Below are 13136 nucleotides of genomic sequence, written 5' to 3'. Positions count from 1 at the left end.
CGTCGTCCGTCAATTCAGCCGGAGCTCGCCGGCCGCGCGCTGCTGATCGGACTGGTGTTTGAGCACCACACCGAGCGTTGCGGCGATCATCTGGTCGTCGATCGTGTCGAGGCCGAGCGCCAGCACGGTGCGGCCCCAGTCGATCGTCTCGGCGACCGACGGCAGCTTCTTGAGCTGCATGCCGCGCAGCACGCCGATGATGCGGACGAGCTCGGTGGCGATGTGCTCGGGCAGTTCGGGCACCCGGGACAGCAGGATGCGGCGTTCGAGGTCGGGGTCGGGGAAGTCGATGTGCAGGAACAGGCAGCGACGTTTGAGCGCCTCCGACAACTCGCGGGTCGCGTTGGAGGTCAGCACGACGAACGGCGGCCGCTCGGCGGTGATGGTGCCGAGTTCGGGGACGGTCACCGCGAAGTCGGAGAGCACCTCCAGCAGCAGCCCCTCGATCTCGATGTCGGCCTTGTCGGTCTCGTCGATGAGCAGCACCGTGGGGTCGGTGCGTTTGATCGCCGTCAGCAGCGGACGGGTCAGCAGGAATTCCTCGCTGAACACATCGTCTTTCGTGCGGTCCCAGTCGGCTCCCTCGCCCTGACCGGCCTGGATCCGCAGGATCTGCTTGGCGTGGTTCCACTCGTAGAGTGCCCGCGCCTCGTCGACACCCTCGTAGCACTGCAGCCGCACGAGCTCCGAACCAGTGGATTGGGCGACCGCGCGGGCCAATTCGGTTTTGCCGACGCCGCCGGCCCCTCCACGAGCAGCGGCTTGCCCAACCGGTCGGCGAGGAAAACCGCGGTGGCGGTTGCGGTGTCGGGCAGGTAGCCGGTCTCGGCCAGCCGTCGCGCGACATCGTCGATGTCGGCGAACAGCGGCGCCGGGCGTGCGGGCACGCTCATATCTCTCCTGGTTGTCTAGGCCGGGCGGGTTTGGCCGTCACCCCACACGATCCACTTGGTCGAGGTCAGCTCGGGCAGCCCCATCGGCCCACGGGCATGCAGCTTCTGGGTGGAGATGCCGATCTCGGCGCCGAAACCGAACTGCTCTCCGTCGGTGAACGCGGTGGACGCGTTGACCATCACCGCGGCCGCGTCGACGCGCTCGGTAAAGCGCTGGGCGGCAGCGAGATCGGTCGCGACGATGGCCTCGGTGTGCCCGGTGCCGTACGTGTTGATGTGGTCGATCGCTCCGTCGACTCCGTCCACCACGGCCACGGCGATGTCCATCGACAGGAACTCGGCCCGCAGTTCGTCATCGGTGGGGTCGGCGTGCACGGTGACGCCGGCGTCCTGTAGCGCCGCCGTCAGCCGCGGCAGCGCAGTCTCTGCGACCGCGCGATCGACCAGCAGCGTCTCGGCGGCATTGCACACACTGGGCCGACGTGTCTTGGAGTTCAGCAGGATCTTCTCGGCCAGGTCGAGATCGGCCGATTCATCAACGTAGACATGGCAATTGCCCACACCCGTCTCGATCGTCGGCACCTGCGCGTCGCGCACCACGGCGTCGATCAGGCCGGCGCCGCCGCGTGGGATCACCACGTCGACCAGGCCGCGGGCCTGGATGAGGTGGGTGACGCTGGCGCGGTCATGGCTCGGCAACAGCTGCACCGCGTCGAGCGGCAGCCCCTCACCCGCGAGGGCGGACCGCAGCGCGATCACCAACGCCTCGTTGGATCGCGCGGCCGACGAGCTGCCACGCAGCAGCGCCGCGTTACCGGATTTGAGGGTCAGGCCGAACGCGTCGACCGTGACGTTGGGCCTGCCCTCGTAGACGATGCCGACCACCCCGAGCGGCACGCGCTGCTGGCGCAACTGCAGGCCGTTGGGCAGGGTGCGGCCGCGCAGCACCTCCCCGACCGGATCGGGCAGCCCCGCGACCTGACGCAGCCCGGCGGCGATGCCGTCCACGCGCTGCGGGTTGAGGGCCAACCGGTCGAGCATCGCCTCGGGCGTACCGGCGGCGCGCGCCGCCTCGAGATCCGCGGCGTTGGCGGCCAGTACCTCGTGGACATGTGACAGCACGCTGTCCGCGGCTGCGTGCAGGGCACTGTTCTTGGCCGCGGCGCTCAGGGTCGCCAGCGTCCTGGCCGCGACCCGGGCCCGCCGCGCGGCGTCATGGACCTGTCCACGCAGGTCCGCGTCCGGCACCACAACAGCACTCGACTGCGTCTGAACGCTCATCCAGCCAGCGTATCGGACCTGTTGGCGGCGTTCGACGCGTGTCAGCCCAGGGCTCGTCTAGCGTTGTCGGCTATGGCCGCTTCGCGCGTGTGCGTCGTTGGAAGCATCAATGCCGACCTGACCTTCGCCGTGCGCATCCTGCCCCGCCCGGGGCAGACCGTCCTGGCGTCCTCACTCGTATCGGCACCGGGCGGCAAGGGCGGGAATCAGGCCGTTGCCGCCGCGCGCGCAGGCGGCGACGTCGCACTCGTGGCGGCCGTCGGCGAGGACGCCGCGGCCGAGTCATTGCGCGCGCACCTGCGCGCCAACGGCGTCAACCAGGATGCGGTGGTGAGCCTGCCGGGCCCGAGCGGATCGGCCGTGATCGTCGTCGACGCCGCAGGCGAGAACAGCATCGTGGTGGCACCTGGCTCGAACTCCCTGCTCGAGGTGGATTCCGCGGCCGCCCGGTCCGCGATCTGCGACGCCGACGTCGTGCTGCTGCAACTGGAGATTCCCGCCACGACAGCGATCGCGGCGGCCCGGTTGGCCCGGGCGGCCGGAGCCGTCGTCATGCTCAACGCATCGCCTGCCGGCACCGCCGCGCACCACCTGCTGGCGCTGTCGCACTCGGTCGACGTGGTGGTGGTCAACGAGACCGAGGCCGCGGAGTGGCATTGGCCGGTCAAGCATCTCGTGATCACCCGGGGATCGAAGGGCGCGAGTTACCTGGGTGAGGACGAACGCTTCGATGTGCCCGCGCCGATGGTGCGGGCAGTCGATACCGCCGGGGCCGGCGACGTGTTCGCCGGTGTGCTCGCCGCGGGCTGGCGGTCGGGATACGAGGATGCGCTGCGGCGCGCGTGTGCGGCCGGAGCGCTCGCGACGCTGGTGCGCGGGGCGGGCGACTGCGCCCCCAACGCCGCCGACATCGACGCCGTGCTGACGCACTGAGGCAACCAACTGAAGGCGATACCGTTGCCGTTATAGTCGCCAGCTATGACACCGCGACCGCCCGAGGGCGACTGGCTCGGCACGCCATACCTCAAGTTCGACCGGCAGGGCCCGTTCGGCGTCGTCACGCTGGACCGCCCCGAGGCGCGAAACGCCATGACGCCGGCGATGTACTTCGGGATCCGCTACGCCGTCACGCATGTCGAGTCGGATCCGGACCTCGCGGGCCTGCTGATCACCGGCACGGGTGACGTGTTCGCGCCGGGTGGTGACCTGGGCGGCGGCGACGGGGTCGATGACTGGATGAGCTTCGGCGCAGCCCTCTCGATGGATGTGACGCCGTTCGAGACGTTGCGCCAGTCGGTCAAACCCGTTGTCAGCGCGGTCAATGGGTTGTGCCAGGGCGGCGGCCTGCAGATCGCGATGTGCAGCGACATGGCCGTCGTCAGCGACCGCGCCACATTCCGGGTCCCCGAGCTCTATCGCGGTATCGCCGACACCTACTACAGCCAGATGCTGGCCCGGCTGATCGGCCCAGTGCGCACCCGCGACCTGATGTTCACCGGCCGCACGCTGAGCGCCGACGAGGCCGTCGACTGGGGCATGGTGGCGCGTGTCGTGCCGCACGACCAACTGCTCGACGAGGCGCGTGAGGTGCTGGCGCAATGCTGCCGCACCGCACCGCGCGCACGGGGCGTGGTCAAGTCCAGCCTGGACAACTATCTGGGCCTGTTCGACCGGATCGGGATGAAGGCCAGCTACAGCGGCGACGAGGCTGCCGAAGGGTTCCGCGCCTTCAAACAGCGAAGGTCGCCCGAGTGGGTTCATCCCGAGCTCCGGACCGAGGGCCGACTCTGAGTTAGTTCACGCTTTTCTGAATTCAGCGTTCAATGTACTATCTGTTTCATGGAGACGGTCATCAACGGCACCGCGTTGTCCCGGTTCGGATACGCGCTCTCGGACCCGACGCGCGCCCGCATCCTGCTGATGTTGCGCGACGGGCCGCGCTACCCGTCCGACCTCGCCGACGCCATCGGGGTGTCCCGCCAGACCCTGTCCAACCATCTGGCGTGCCTGCGCGGCTGCGGGCTCGTGGTGGTCCAGCCCGAAGGCCGGCGCAACCGCTACGAACTCGCCGACCGCCGCATCGGCCACGCGCTCGATGATCTGGTGGGCCTGGTGCTCGCCGTGGATCCCGCCTGCTGCCCCACCGCCGATACCGAAGGCTGCTGCTGATGGTGACGGCTGCCCGCCAGGATGTGTTGGCCCGCCGCATCCGCTGGCTCGTGGCGGCGACGATCACCTACAACGTCATCGAGGCGGCCATCGCACTTGCCGAGGGCACCCGGGTGTCGTCGTCGGCATTGATCGGGTTCGGCCTCGACTCCGCGGTGGAGGTGTCGTCCGCGGCGGTGGTGGCGTGGCAGTTCGCCGCCGCGGACCCCGAGACCCGGGAACGGACCGCGCTGCGGCTCATCGCATTCTCGTTCTTCGCACTGGCCGCCTACGTGACCGTCGACGCGACCATGTCGTTGTTCGGCATCGGCGAAGCGCGGCACTCACCGGTCGGCATCGCGCTCGCGACCGCGAGCCTGCTCGTCATGCCGGTGCTGTCGCTCACTCAGCGCCGGGCCGCGCGCGAACTCGGATCCCGGTCAGCCTTCGCCGATTCCAAGCAGACGCTGCTGTGCACATATCTGTCCGCCGCACTTCTGATCGGCCTGCTGCTCAATGCCCTGCTCGGATGGGCGTGGGCCGACGGTGTGGCCGCACTTGTGATCGCCGCGCTCGCCGTTCGCGAAGGCGTCAACGCCTGGCGTGGTGACCCATGCTGCTAGCGGGCGTCGGGCTCAACCGCTAACTGTCGGGAATCTCGCGTTCGATCTCGTCGAGCCAGATCCGGGCAGACATGTCCGACGGTGCCCGCCAGTCGCCTCGCGGTGACAGCGCGCCACCGTGCGACACCTTGGGCCCGTTGGGCAGTGCCGAACGTTTGAACTGCGCGAACGAGTAGAACCGCTGCGCGAACACCTGCAGCCAGTGCCGGATCTCCTTGAGCGAGTACGCCGGCCGCTTGTCCTCCGGGAATCCGGCCGGCCAGTCCCCCTGCGCCGGATCATGCCAGGCGTGCCAGGCCAGGAACGCCACCTTCGACGGACGGAATCCGTACCGCAGCACCTGGAACAGCGAAAAGTCCTGCAGCACATACGGCCCGACTTTGGCTTCGCTGCTTTGGATCTCCTCGTCTTCACCGGTGGGGATCAGCTCGGGGGTGATCTCGGTATCGAGCACCGACTGCAGCACCTCGTTGACGTCCGAGTCCACGGGCCCGAACTGACCGGACGAGATGACCCATCGGATCAGGTGCTGGATCAAGGTTTTCGGCACGCCGCCGTTGACGTTGTAGTGCGACATCTGGTCGCCGACCCCGTACGTCGACCAGCCGAGCGCGAGTTCGGACAGGTCGCCGGTGCCGAGCACGATGCCGCCGCGCTGGTTGGCGAGCCGGAACAGGTAATCGGTTCGCAGGCCGGCCTGCACGTTCTCGAACGTGACGTCGTAGACCTTCTCGCCGCGGCCGAACGGGTGGTCCATCTCCGTGAGCATCAATTCGGCGGTCTTCTTGATGTCGATCTCTTCGAACGTCACACCGAGGGCCTCGCTCAGCCGGATGGCGTTGTTCTTGGTGCGGTCCCCCGTGGCGAAGCCGGGCAGCGTGAACGCGAGAATGTCGCTGCGCGGGCGGTTTTCGCGGTCCATCGCGCGCGCGGCGACGATCAGCGCGTGCGTGGAATCCAGGCCGCCCGAGACGCCGATGACGACCTTCGGGTAGTTCAGTGCGCGCAGGCGTTGCTCCAGACCGGAGACCTGGATGTTGTATGCCTCATAGCAATCCTGCTGCAGCCGTTCGGGATTGGCCGGTACGAACGGGAAGCGCTCGACCTCACGCAACAGCCCGATGTCCCCGGACGGCGGGTCGAGCTGGAACTCGACCCGGCGGAAGGCGTCAGACGTGGCCGCGTGGTGGCGGGCATTGTCGTCGAACGTGCCCATACGCAGCCGCTCCGAGCGGATCAGCTCCAGATCGACGTCGGCGACCGCACGTCGTTCACCGCGCGGAAAACGCTCGCTCTCGGCGAGCAGCAGCCCGTTCTCCCAGATCATCGTCTGGCCGTCCCATGCGAGATCGGTGGTCGACTCGCCCTCACCCGCCGCGGCGTAGACGTATGCCGCCAAACACCGTGCCGAAGCCGAGCGGGCCAGCAGGCACCGGTCCTCGGCACGGCCGACGGTGATCGGGCTGCCCGACAGATTCGCCAGCACCGTCGCCCCCGCCAGTGCGGCCTGCGCGCTGGGTGGTACCGGGACGAACATGTCCTCACAGATCTCGACATGCAGGACAAGGCCGGGAAGGTCGGCGGCCACGAACAACAGATCCGGACCGAACGGCACCTCGGCACCCGCGACCCGGATGGTGCCGCGCACGTCATCGCCCGCGGCAAGCTGCCTGCGCTCGTAGAACTCGCGGTACGTCGGCAGATACGACTTGGGCGCCACGCCGAGTATCGCCCCGCGGTGGATGACCACCGCCGCGTTGTAGATGCGGTGGCGGTGCCGCAGCGGCGCACCGACGACGAGCACCGGTGCCAGCACGGCCGACGCCGCGACGATCTCGGTGAGCGCTTCTTCGACCGATTCGAGCAGCGCGTCCTGCAGCAGGATGTCCTCGATCGAGTAGCCCGACAGCGTCAACTCGGGGAAAACCGCGACCGCGACGCCGTCGTCGTGGCAGGCCTGGGCCAACCGCAACACCGACTCGGCGTTGGCCGGCGGATCCGCCAGTGCCGTGTGATGAGTGCAGGCCGCAACCCGCGCGAAACCGTGGCGGTAGGCGCTGTAGAAGTCCATCGCTCCCTATTGTTGCCCGTGAAGTGTCAAGATCGGGTGACGGGGTATCAACAATCTCATGAGCGATACCGCTGTCGTCGTCGTCGACATGCTCAACAGTTACCAACACGAGGATGCCGAACTGCTGGCGCCCAATGTCGCCCGGATCATCGATCCCCTCGTCAATCTGATCAAAGCCGCGCGCGAGCGCGACGACGTCGACCTGATCTACGTCAACGACAACTACGGTGACTTCACCGCGCAGTTCAGCGACATCGTCGAATCGGCGCTCGACGGCGAGCGGCCGGACCTGGTGCGCCCGATCCTGCCCGAGGACGGCTGCCTGCTGTTGACCAAGGTGCGCCACAGCGTCTTCTACGCCACCGCCCTCGACTATCTGCTGGGTCGGCTGGGCACCGAGCGCGTGATCCTCGCCGGCCAGGTCACCGAGCAGTGCATCCTCTACAGCGCCCTGGACGCCTACGTCCGCCACTTCGACGTCGTCGTTCCGGCCGACGCGGTGGCACACATCGACGCCGGACTGGGCGAGGCTGCGTTGGAGATGATGCGGCGGAACATGAGCGCCGAGATCGTTCCTGCCGCCGAGTGCCTGGCCTGACGCGTCGACACTCAGCCGAGATCGATGACGACCTTCACGTCGGTGCCGGTTTCACGGTGATTGCACGCACACCGGCTGAGTAGCCACATCTCCGACCGATCTACCCTCGACAGAGTGGATGCACCCGAACTCGTCACCCTGCTACAGGGGCGCCGTGTCGCCGTGCTCACGGGCGCGGGGATGTCCACCGACTCCGGGATCCCCGACTACCGTGGGCCGGATTCGCCGCCGAGCAACCCGATGACCATCCGGCAGTTCACATCCGACCCGGTGTTCCGGCAGCGCTACTGGGCCCGCAACCACATCGGCTGGCGGCACATGGACGACACCCAACCCAACGCGGGCCACCGCGCACTGGCAGCGCTCGAAGCCTCCGGTGTGGTGACGGGATTGATCACCCAGAACGTGGACCTGCTCCACACCAAAGCCGGCAGTCGTGACGTGGTCAACCTGCATGGGACCTACGCACAGGTGGCGTGTCTCGACTGCGGTCACACCATGGCGCGAAGCACATTGGCCGACTTGTTGGAGCAGGCGAATACAGGTTTCCTGGAGCGAGCCGAGACGGTCGGTGGCATCGCCGTGGCCCCGGACGCCGATGCCGTCGTGACCGATACCGCGTCGTTCGTCATCGTCGACTGTCCGGTCTGTGGCGGGATGCTCAAACCCGACATCGTCTACTTCGGCGAGAACGTCCCGAAAGAGCGTGTGGAGCAAGCCTATTCAGTGGTCGATGCGGCACAGGCCCTTCTGGTGGCGGGTTCGTCGCTGACCGTGTACTCGGGCTACCGGTTCGTCCGTCATGCGGCAGCGCGCGGCATGCCCGTCGCCATCATCAACCGTGGCCCCACTCGCGGCGATGACCTCGCGACCGTGAAGGTCGACGCGGGCTGCTCGGAGATGTTGACGCTGCTCGCCGGTGAGCTGGTCAGAACGTACACGGCATCGCCCGGATAGCGTGCACGAAATTGCCTTGCAGATAGGCCGGTTCGCCGGCCGCGATATCGGGAAGCTGGTGCAGTAACTCGGCGAAGAGCGCTCTCAGCTGCGTTCTCGCGACATGAGCGCCCAGGCAGAAATGCCGTCCGCCACCACCGAATCCCAGGTGCGGATTCGGTTTTCGGCTCAGATCGAGTACCTCGGGCCGGTCGAATACGGCGGTGTCCCAATTGCCCGACGCGTAGAACATCACGACCTTGTCCCCCGCGGCGATCTTCCGGCCACCGATCTCGACATCGGTTGCCGCGGTGCGCCGGAACGTCATCACGGGCGTCGCCCACCGCACGAGTTCTTCTACCGCACAGCCGATCCGATCGTCGAAATCCGCCATGAGCCAGGCGCGTTGGTCAGCGAAGTCGGTCAGCGCCTTGAGCGCGTGGCTCGTGGCCTGCCGGGTGGTGTCGTTGCCTGCCACCGCGAGCAGCACGAAGAACGCGGCCACTTCGGCGTCGGTCAGGCGGTCACCATCGACCTCGGCCTGGACGAGGGCACTGATGAGGTCATGGCCCGGCTGCGCACGCCGCTGCGCGGCCAGTTCGCCGGCGACCTGATGCAAATAGACCTGGTTTTCCAGCAGTACTTCGAGCGGGTTCCTGCCGTCGAGGTACACCGGATCGGCCCAGGACACCAGGGCGTCGGCCGCGTGCGCGACCTGCTGCCGGTGAGACTCCGGAATGCCGACCATGTCCGAGAGCGTGCGAATGGGCAGTTCCTTGGCACACTGGTCGACGAAATCGACACCGCTACCTGCCGTTTTGAGTTCGGCGACGATCTGGCGCGCGTTGGCCTTGATAGAGGTTTCGATGCGGGCCACTTGACGCGGGGTGAAGGCGGCGTGGACCAGTTTGCGGATCAGCGTATGCCGAGGTGCGTCCATGGCCAGGAACGACTGTGAGGCCTCCAGCAGCTCCTCGGGCACGTTCTCGAACAGCACTCCCTTGCCGGACAAGAAGGTCTCACTGTCGCGGCTGATGGCGACGATGTCGGCATGCCGGGTGACCGCCCAGAACCCCTGATCGTTCGGATCGTGCATGAGCGCATCCTCCACCGGCGGATGCCAGCTCACCGGCCGGGCGGCCCGAAGCTCGGCGAACGCGTTCTCCCGCTCGGCTGCCGTGGTGGCCCAGAACTTTCGCGACGACAAGTCGACGGGGTCGTAGGCGCGTTGCGACACGGGTGTGATCGGCGACACAGACATGGCGTGACAATAAGTCTAGACAGAGTGTCTAGTCAAGGTGAGAGTGAAGCCGATACGCTGTCGGCATGCCATCGGTGACGCGAAAGCCGCAGGCCAAACGTGAGGAACGGCGCGAAGAGATCGAACGTCAGCTGCTGGCGGCAACCGATCGGCTCATGTCCGACGGCACGAGCTTCACCGAGCTGAGCGTGGACAAGCTGGCCACCGAAGCCGGCATCTCGCGTGCAAGCTTCTACATTTACTTCGAGGACAAAGGCCATCTGCTGCGCCGGCTGGCGACGCAGGTCTTCGGCGAGCTGGCACGCGATGCCGAGCAATGGTGGGGCGTCGCGGGCCGGCGTGATCCCGCCGATGTGCGCGCCGCGATGTCGGGCATCATCGCGAGCTATCGCCGCCACCAGCCGCTGCTCGTCGCGCTCAACGAGATGTCGGCCTACGACTCACTCGTCGGGCAGACGTACCGCGAACTGCTCGCCGGCATCACCGCGCAACTGACCCGGGTGATCGAGGACGGCCAGGCCGACGGGTCGATCCGCCCGCAGCTCCCGGCCGCCACCACGGCGAGCGCGCTCACGTGGCTGGTCGAGCGCACCTGTCACATCAACCTGCCGTCGCAGCCGGCGTCCTACGATGCCGAACTCGCCGCGACGCTCACCCAAATCATCTGGGCTGCCCTCTATCTCGAGTCCCCGCCCGAGTGATTTGTGCACCGTGACCGGCGGTGAGCGCCGCTGGAGGTGCACAAATCACTACGTGGCGACGAGATCGTCGGCGTGTACCGCGGGCCTGCGCATCTCGGCGGGCAGATCCGAGGTCGAGCGGCCGATCATCTTGGCGAGCTCGGCCGCCTCGTACGCCACCACGCCGCGGGCGACGGTGCGGCCGTCAAGCGCACGCAGGTCGACGACATCTCCGCCGTGGAATCGCCCGGTGACTTCGGTGATCCCGGCAGGCAGCAGTGAGCGGCGCTGCTTGACCACCGCGCGCACCGCACCGTCGTCCAGCGTCAGCGTGCCTGCCGACTCCGCGGCGTAGCGCACCCAGAATCGGCGTGCCGACATCCGCTCGGGCCGGGGTGCGAACACCGTGCCCACCGAGGCGTCGTCGAGTGCGGCGGCGGCATCGGCCGCGGCGGCCAGCAGGACCGGAACGCCCGCGTCCGCGGCCAGCAGTGCCGAGGACAGCTTCGACGCCATGCCGCCCGTCCCGAGATGGCTGCCGCGGCCGGCCACGACACCGTCGAGATCGCCCTGCGCGGCAACCTCAGGGATGAAGCGCGCGTTGCCTTTTCGCGGATCGGAGTCGTAGAGGCCGTCGATATCGGACAGCAGGATCAGGGCGTCGGCCCCGACGAGGTGCGCCACCAGGGCCGAGAGCCGATCGTTGTCGCCGAACCGGATCTCGTTGGTGGCCACGGTGTCGTTCTCGTTGACGATCGCCACCGCATGCAGGGCACGCAGTCGGTCGAGGGTGCGCTGAGCGTTGTTGTGCTGCACGCGCATCGAGATGTCGTGCGCGGTGAGCAGCACCTGGCCGACCGTGCGGTTGTAGGCGGCGAACGCCGAACTCCACGCGTTGACGAGGGCGACCTGGCCCACGCTGGCCGCGGCCTGCTTGGTGGCCAGGTCGGCCGGGCGCTTGCTGAGCCGCAGTGGTTCGATCCCGGCGGCGATCGCGCCGGACGACACGATCACCACATCGGACCCGGCCTTCATCCGGCCCTCGATCGCTTCGACCAGGCTCGCGAGCCGGTTCGCGTCGAAGACACCCGAGGGCGTGGTGAGCGCGGTCGTGCCGATCTTGACGACGACGCTGCGCGCGGTACGCACAGCGTCGCGATGCACGCTCATTCGCCGCTCTCCCGGCGGGCCTTCCGTGCGGCCTTGCGCTCCTCGGCGGACACCCGGTCGCTCTGTTCGAGCCGGACATCGGTGCCGCGGCCGGTGAGCGGTACGTCGATCCCGGCCGGGGTCTGCGGTTCCCAGTCGAAGGTCATGTCACCGATGGTGACGGCACAGCCGGGTTGGGCGCCCAGCTTGAGCAGTTCGTCCTCGACGCCCAACCGCGCGAGCCGGTCACCGAGATAGCCGACGGCCTCGTCGTTGTCGAAGTTGGTCTGCGCGATCCAGCGTTCCGGCCGGGTGCCCCGCACGATGAACCCGCCGTGCCCGTCGGACTCCACGGTGAAACCGCTCTCGTCGACGGCGATCGGCCGGATCACCGGACGCCTCGGCACCACCTCGGGCTGGGCATCACGGTACTTCTTGACCATGTCCCACAACGCAAAGGTCAAGGGGCGCAACCCGTCCCGGCTGACCGTGGAGATCTCGAACACCGGCCAGCCGAACCGGCGAGCGACTTCGTCGCGCACGAAATCGGCCAGTTCACGGGCGTCCGGGACGTCGATCTTGTTGAGCACCACCGCACGCGGCCGCGACGCGAGATCGCCCAGCGTCGAATCTCCCTGCAGCGTCGGGGTGTAGGCGGCCAATTCGGCCTCGAGTGCCTCGATGTCGGAGATGGGGTCGCGGCCGGGTTCCATGGTCGCGCAGTCGACGACGTGCACGAGGACCGCGCACCGCTCGAGATGGCGCAGGAACTCCAAGCCCAGACCGCGTCCCTCGGAGGCTCCGGGGATCAACCCGGGCACGTCGGCCACGGTGTAGGTGTTGTCCCCCGCCGACACCACACCGAGGTTGGGCACCAGCGTGGTGAACGGGTAGTCGGCGACTTTTGGTTTGGCAGCCGAGATCGCGGAGACGAGCGAGGACTTGCCTGCCGATGGGAAACCGATCAGCCCGACGTCGGCGACAGTCTTGAGCTCGAGCGTGAGGTCGCGGGCCTGGCCCTTCTCCCCGAGCAGTGCGAAGCCGGGGGCCTTACGCGCCCGGGAGGCCAGCGCGGCGTTGCCGAGGCCACCGCGTCCGCCGGCCGCCGCCTCGAACCGGGTTCCGGCGCCGACGAGATCGGCCAGCATCCGGCCCTGTTCATCGAGCACCACGGTGCCGTCGGGAACCCGAACCTCAAGGTCGGTGCCCGCGGCACCGTCGCGGTTGCTGCCTGCGCCCTGCTTGCCGGACGGCGCGACCACATGGGGATGGAAATGAAAGTCCAGCAGGGTGTGCACCTGCGGATCGACGACGAGGATGACGCTGCCACCTCGACCGCCGTTGCCGCCGTCAGGACCGCCGAGCGGTTTGAACTTCTCGCGGTGCACCGACGCGCAGCCATTGCCGCCGTTGCCTGCCCGCGCGTGAATGACGACGCGGTCGACAAACCGGGGCATCGGACATCCTCTCCGTCGAATGTGAAGCTATCGCGAAAG

12 protein-coding genes and 1 pseudogene are annotated in these 13136 nt (G+C 67.9%); 7 read left to right on the top strand and 6 right to left on the bottom strand.

Annotation, left to right across the window (positions count from 1 at the left end; all coding sequences use genetic code 11):
- Positions 1-9: 9 nt before the first annotated feature.
- Positions 10-893, bottom strand: a pseudogene (locus ACOI2T_RS12355) (AAA family ATPase).
- A gap of 15 nt (positions 894-908) precedes the next feature.
- Entirely contained in the window at positions 909-2174 is a 1266-nt protein-coding gene (locus ACOI2T_RS12350; protein ID WP_409501428.1) for a glutamate-5-semialdehyde dehydrogenase, read from the bottom strand.
- A 72-nt stretch (positions 2175-2246) separates the two neighbouring features.
- Between ACOI2T_RS12350 and ACOI2T_RS12345 the strand changes: the two genes are divergently transcribed.
- The 4 genes from ACOI2T_RS12345 to ACOI2T_RS12330 are packed head-to-tail and all read left to right on the top strand — an operon-like array spanning position 2247 to position 4945.
- Positions 2247-3107, top strand: a complete 861-nt coding sequence (locus ACOI2T_RS12345; protein WP_409501427.1) for a ribokinase — start codon at positions 2247-2249, stop codon at positions 3105-3107.
- A 45-nt stretch (positions 3108-3152) separates the two neighbouring features.
- Positions 3153-3965 carry an enoyl-CoA hydratase/isomerase family protein gene (locus ACOI2T_RS12340; protein ID WP_409501426.1) on the top strand — a complete coding sequence of 271 codons (813 nt, stop codon included), beginning with the start codon at positions 3153-3155 and terminating at the stop codon, positions 3963-3965.
- A 48-nt stretch (positions 3966-4013) separates the two neighbouring features.
- Positions 4014-4343: an ArsR/SmtB family transcription factor gene (locus tag ACOI2T_RS12335; protein WP_067847139.1), complete on the top strand. Its 330-nt coding sequence runs from the start codon at positions 4014-4016 to the stop codon at positions 4341-4343.
- Positions 4343-4945: a cation efflux transmembrane domain-containing protein gene (locus ACOI2T_RS12330; protein ID WP_409501425.1), complete on the top strand. Its 603-nt coding sequence runs from the start codon at positions 4343-4345 to the stop codon at positions 4943-4945. The genes ACOI2T_RS12335 and ACOI2T_RS12330 overlap by 1 nt, the downstream gene beginning before the upstream one ends.
- A 19-nt stretch (positions 4946-4964) precedes the next feature.
- Here the strand turns inward: ACOI2T_RS12330 and ACOI2T_RS12325 are convergent, their stop codons facing one another.
- Positions 4965-7016 (bottom strand): NAD(+) synthase, encoded by a 2052-nt coding sequence (locus ACOI2T_RS12325; protein WP_409501424.1) that lies wholly within the window; start codon positions 7014-7016, stop codon positions 4965-4967.
- 58 nt (positions 7017-7074) lie between these two features.
- On the opposite strand from ACOI2T_RS12325, the gene ACOI2T_RS12320 reads away from it, so the two are divergent.
- Together ACOI2T_RS12320 and ACOI2T_RS12315 are read left to right on the top strand one after the other, a co-directional pair.
- Entirely contained in the window at positions 7075-7614 is a 540-nt protein-coding gene (locus tag ACOI2T_RS12320) for a cysteine hydrolase family protein (RefSeq protein ID WP_409501423.1), read from the top strand.
- 114 nt (positions 7615-7728) lie between these two features.
- A complete protein-coding gene (locus ACOI2T_RS12315) occupies positions 7729-8571 on the top strand; it encodes an NAD-dependent protein deacetylase (protein ID WP_409501422.1) in 843 nt (280 codons plus the stop codon).
- Here the strand turns inward: ACOI2T_RS12315 and ACOI2T_RS12310 are convergent.
- Positions 8543-9811: a cytochrome P450 gene (locus ACOI2T_RS12310; RefSeq protein WP_409501421.1), complete on the bottom strand. Its 1269-nt coding sequence runs from the start codon at positions 9809-9811 to the stop codon at positions 8543-8545. The two genes, ACOI2T_RS12315 and ACOI2T_RS12310, sit on opposite strands and share 29 nt — an antisense overlap.
- Before the next feature lie 65 nt (positions 9812-9876).
- Here ACOI2T_RS12310 and ACOI2T_RS12305 point away from each other — a divergent pair, with 65 nt between their 5' ends.
- Complete coding sequence (locus ACOI2T_RS12305; RefSeq protein WP_409501420.1) at positions 9877-10512, top strand: TetR/AcrR family transcriptional regulator; 636 nt, start codon at positions 9877-9879, stop codon at positions 10510-10512.
- Positions 10513-10560: 48 nt separating this feature from the next.
- Here ACOI2T_RS12305 and proB read toward each other — a convergent pair whose 3' ends face one another.
- On the bottom strand, positions 10561-11661 hold the full coding sequence (gene proB / locus ACOI2T_RS12300; protein ID WP_409501419.1) for a glutamate 5-kinase: 1101 nt from the start codon (positions 11659-11661) through the stop codon (positions 10561-10563).
- A complete protein-coding gene (gene obgE / locus ACOI2T_RS12295) occupies positions 11658-13097 on the bottom strand; it encodes a GTPase ObgE (RefSeq protein WP_409501418.1) in 1440 nt (479 codons plus the stop codon). The genes proB and obgE overlap by 4 nt, the downstream gene beginning before the upstream one ends.
- Positions 13098-13136 lie beyond the last annotated feature (39 nt).

Origin of the sequence: Mycolicibacterium wolinskyi str. Jessa 2025 (genome assembly GCF_049241375.1) — a bacterium.
Taxonomy (GTDB): Bacteria; Actinomycetota; Actinomycetes; order Mycobacteriales; family Mycobacteriaceae; genus Mycobacterium; species Mycobacterium wolinskyi.
The sequence above is the reverse complement of the archived record's forward strand: the minus strand, read 5'-3'. Positions and strand labels throughout refer to the sequence as shown.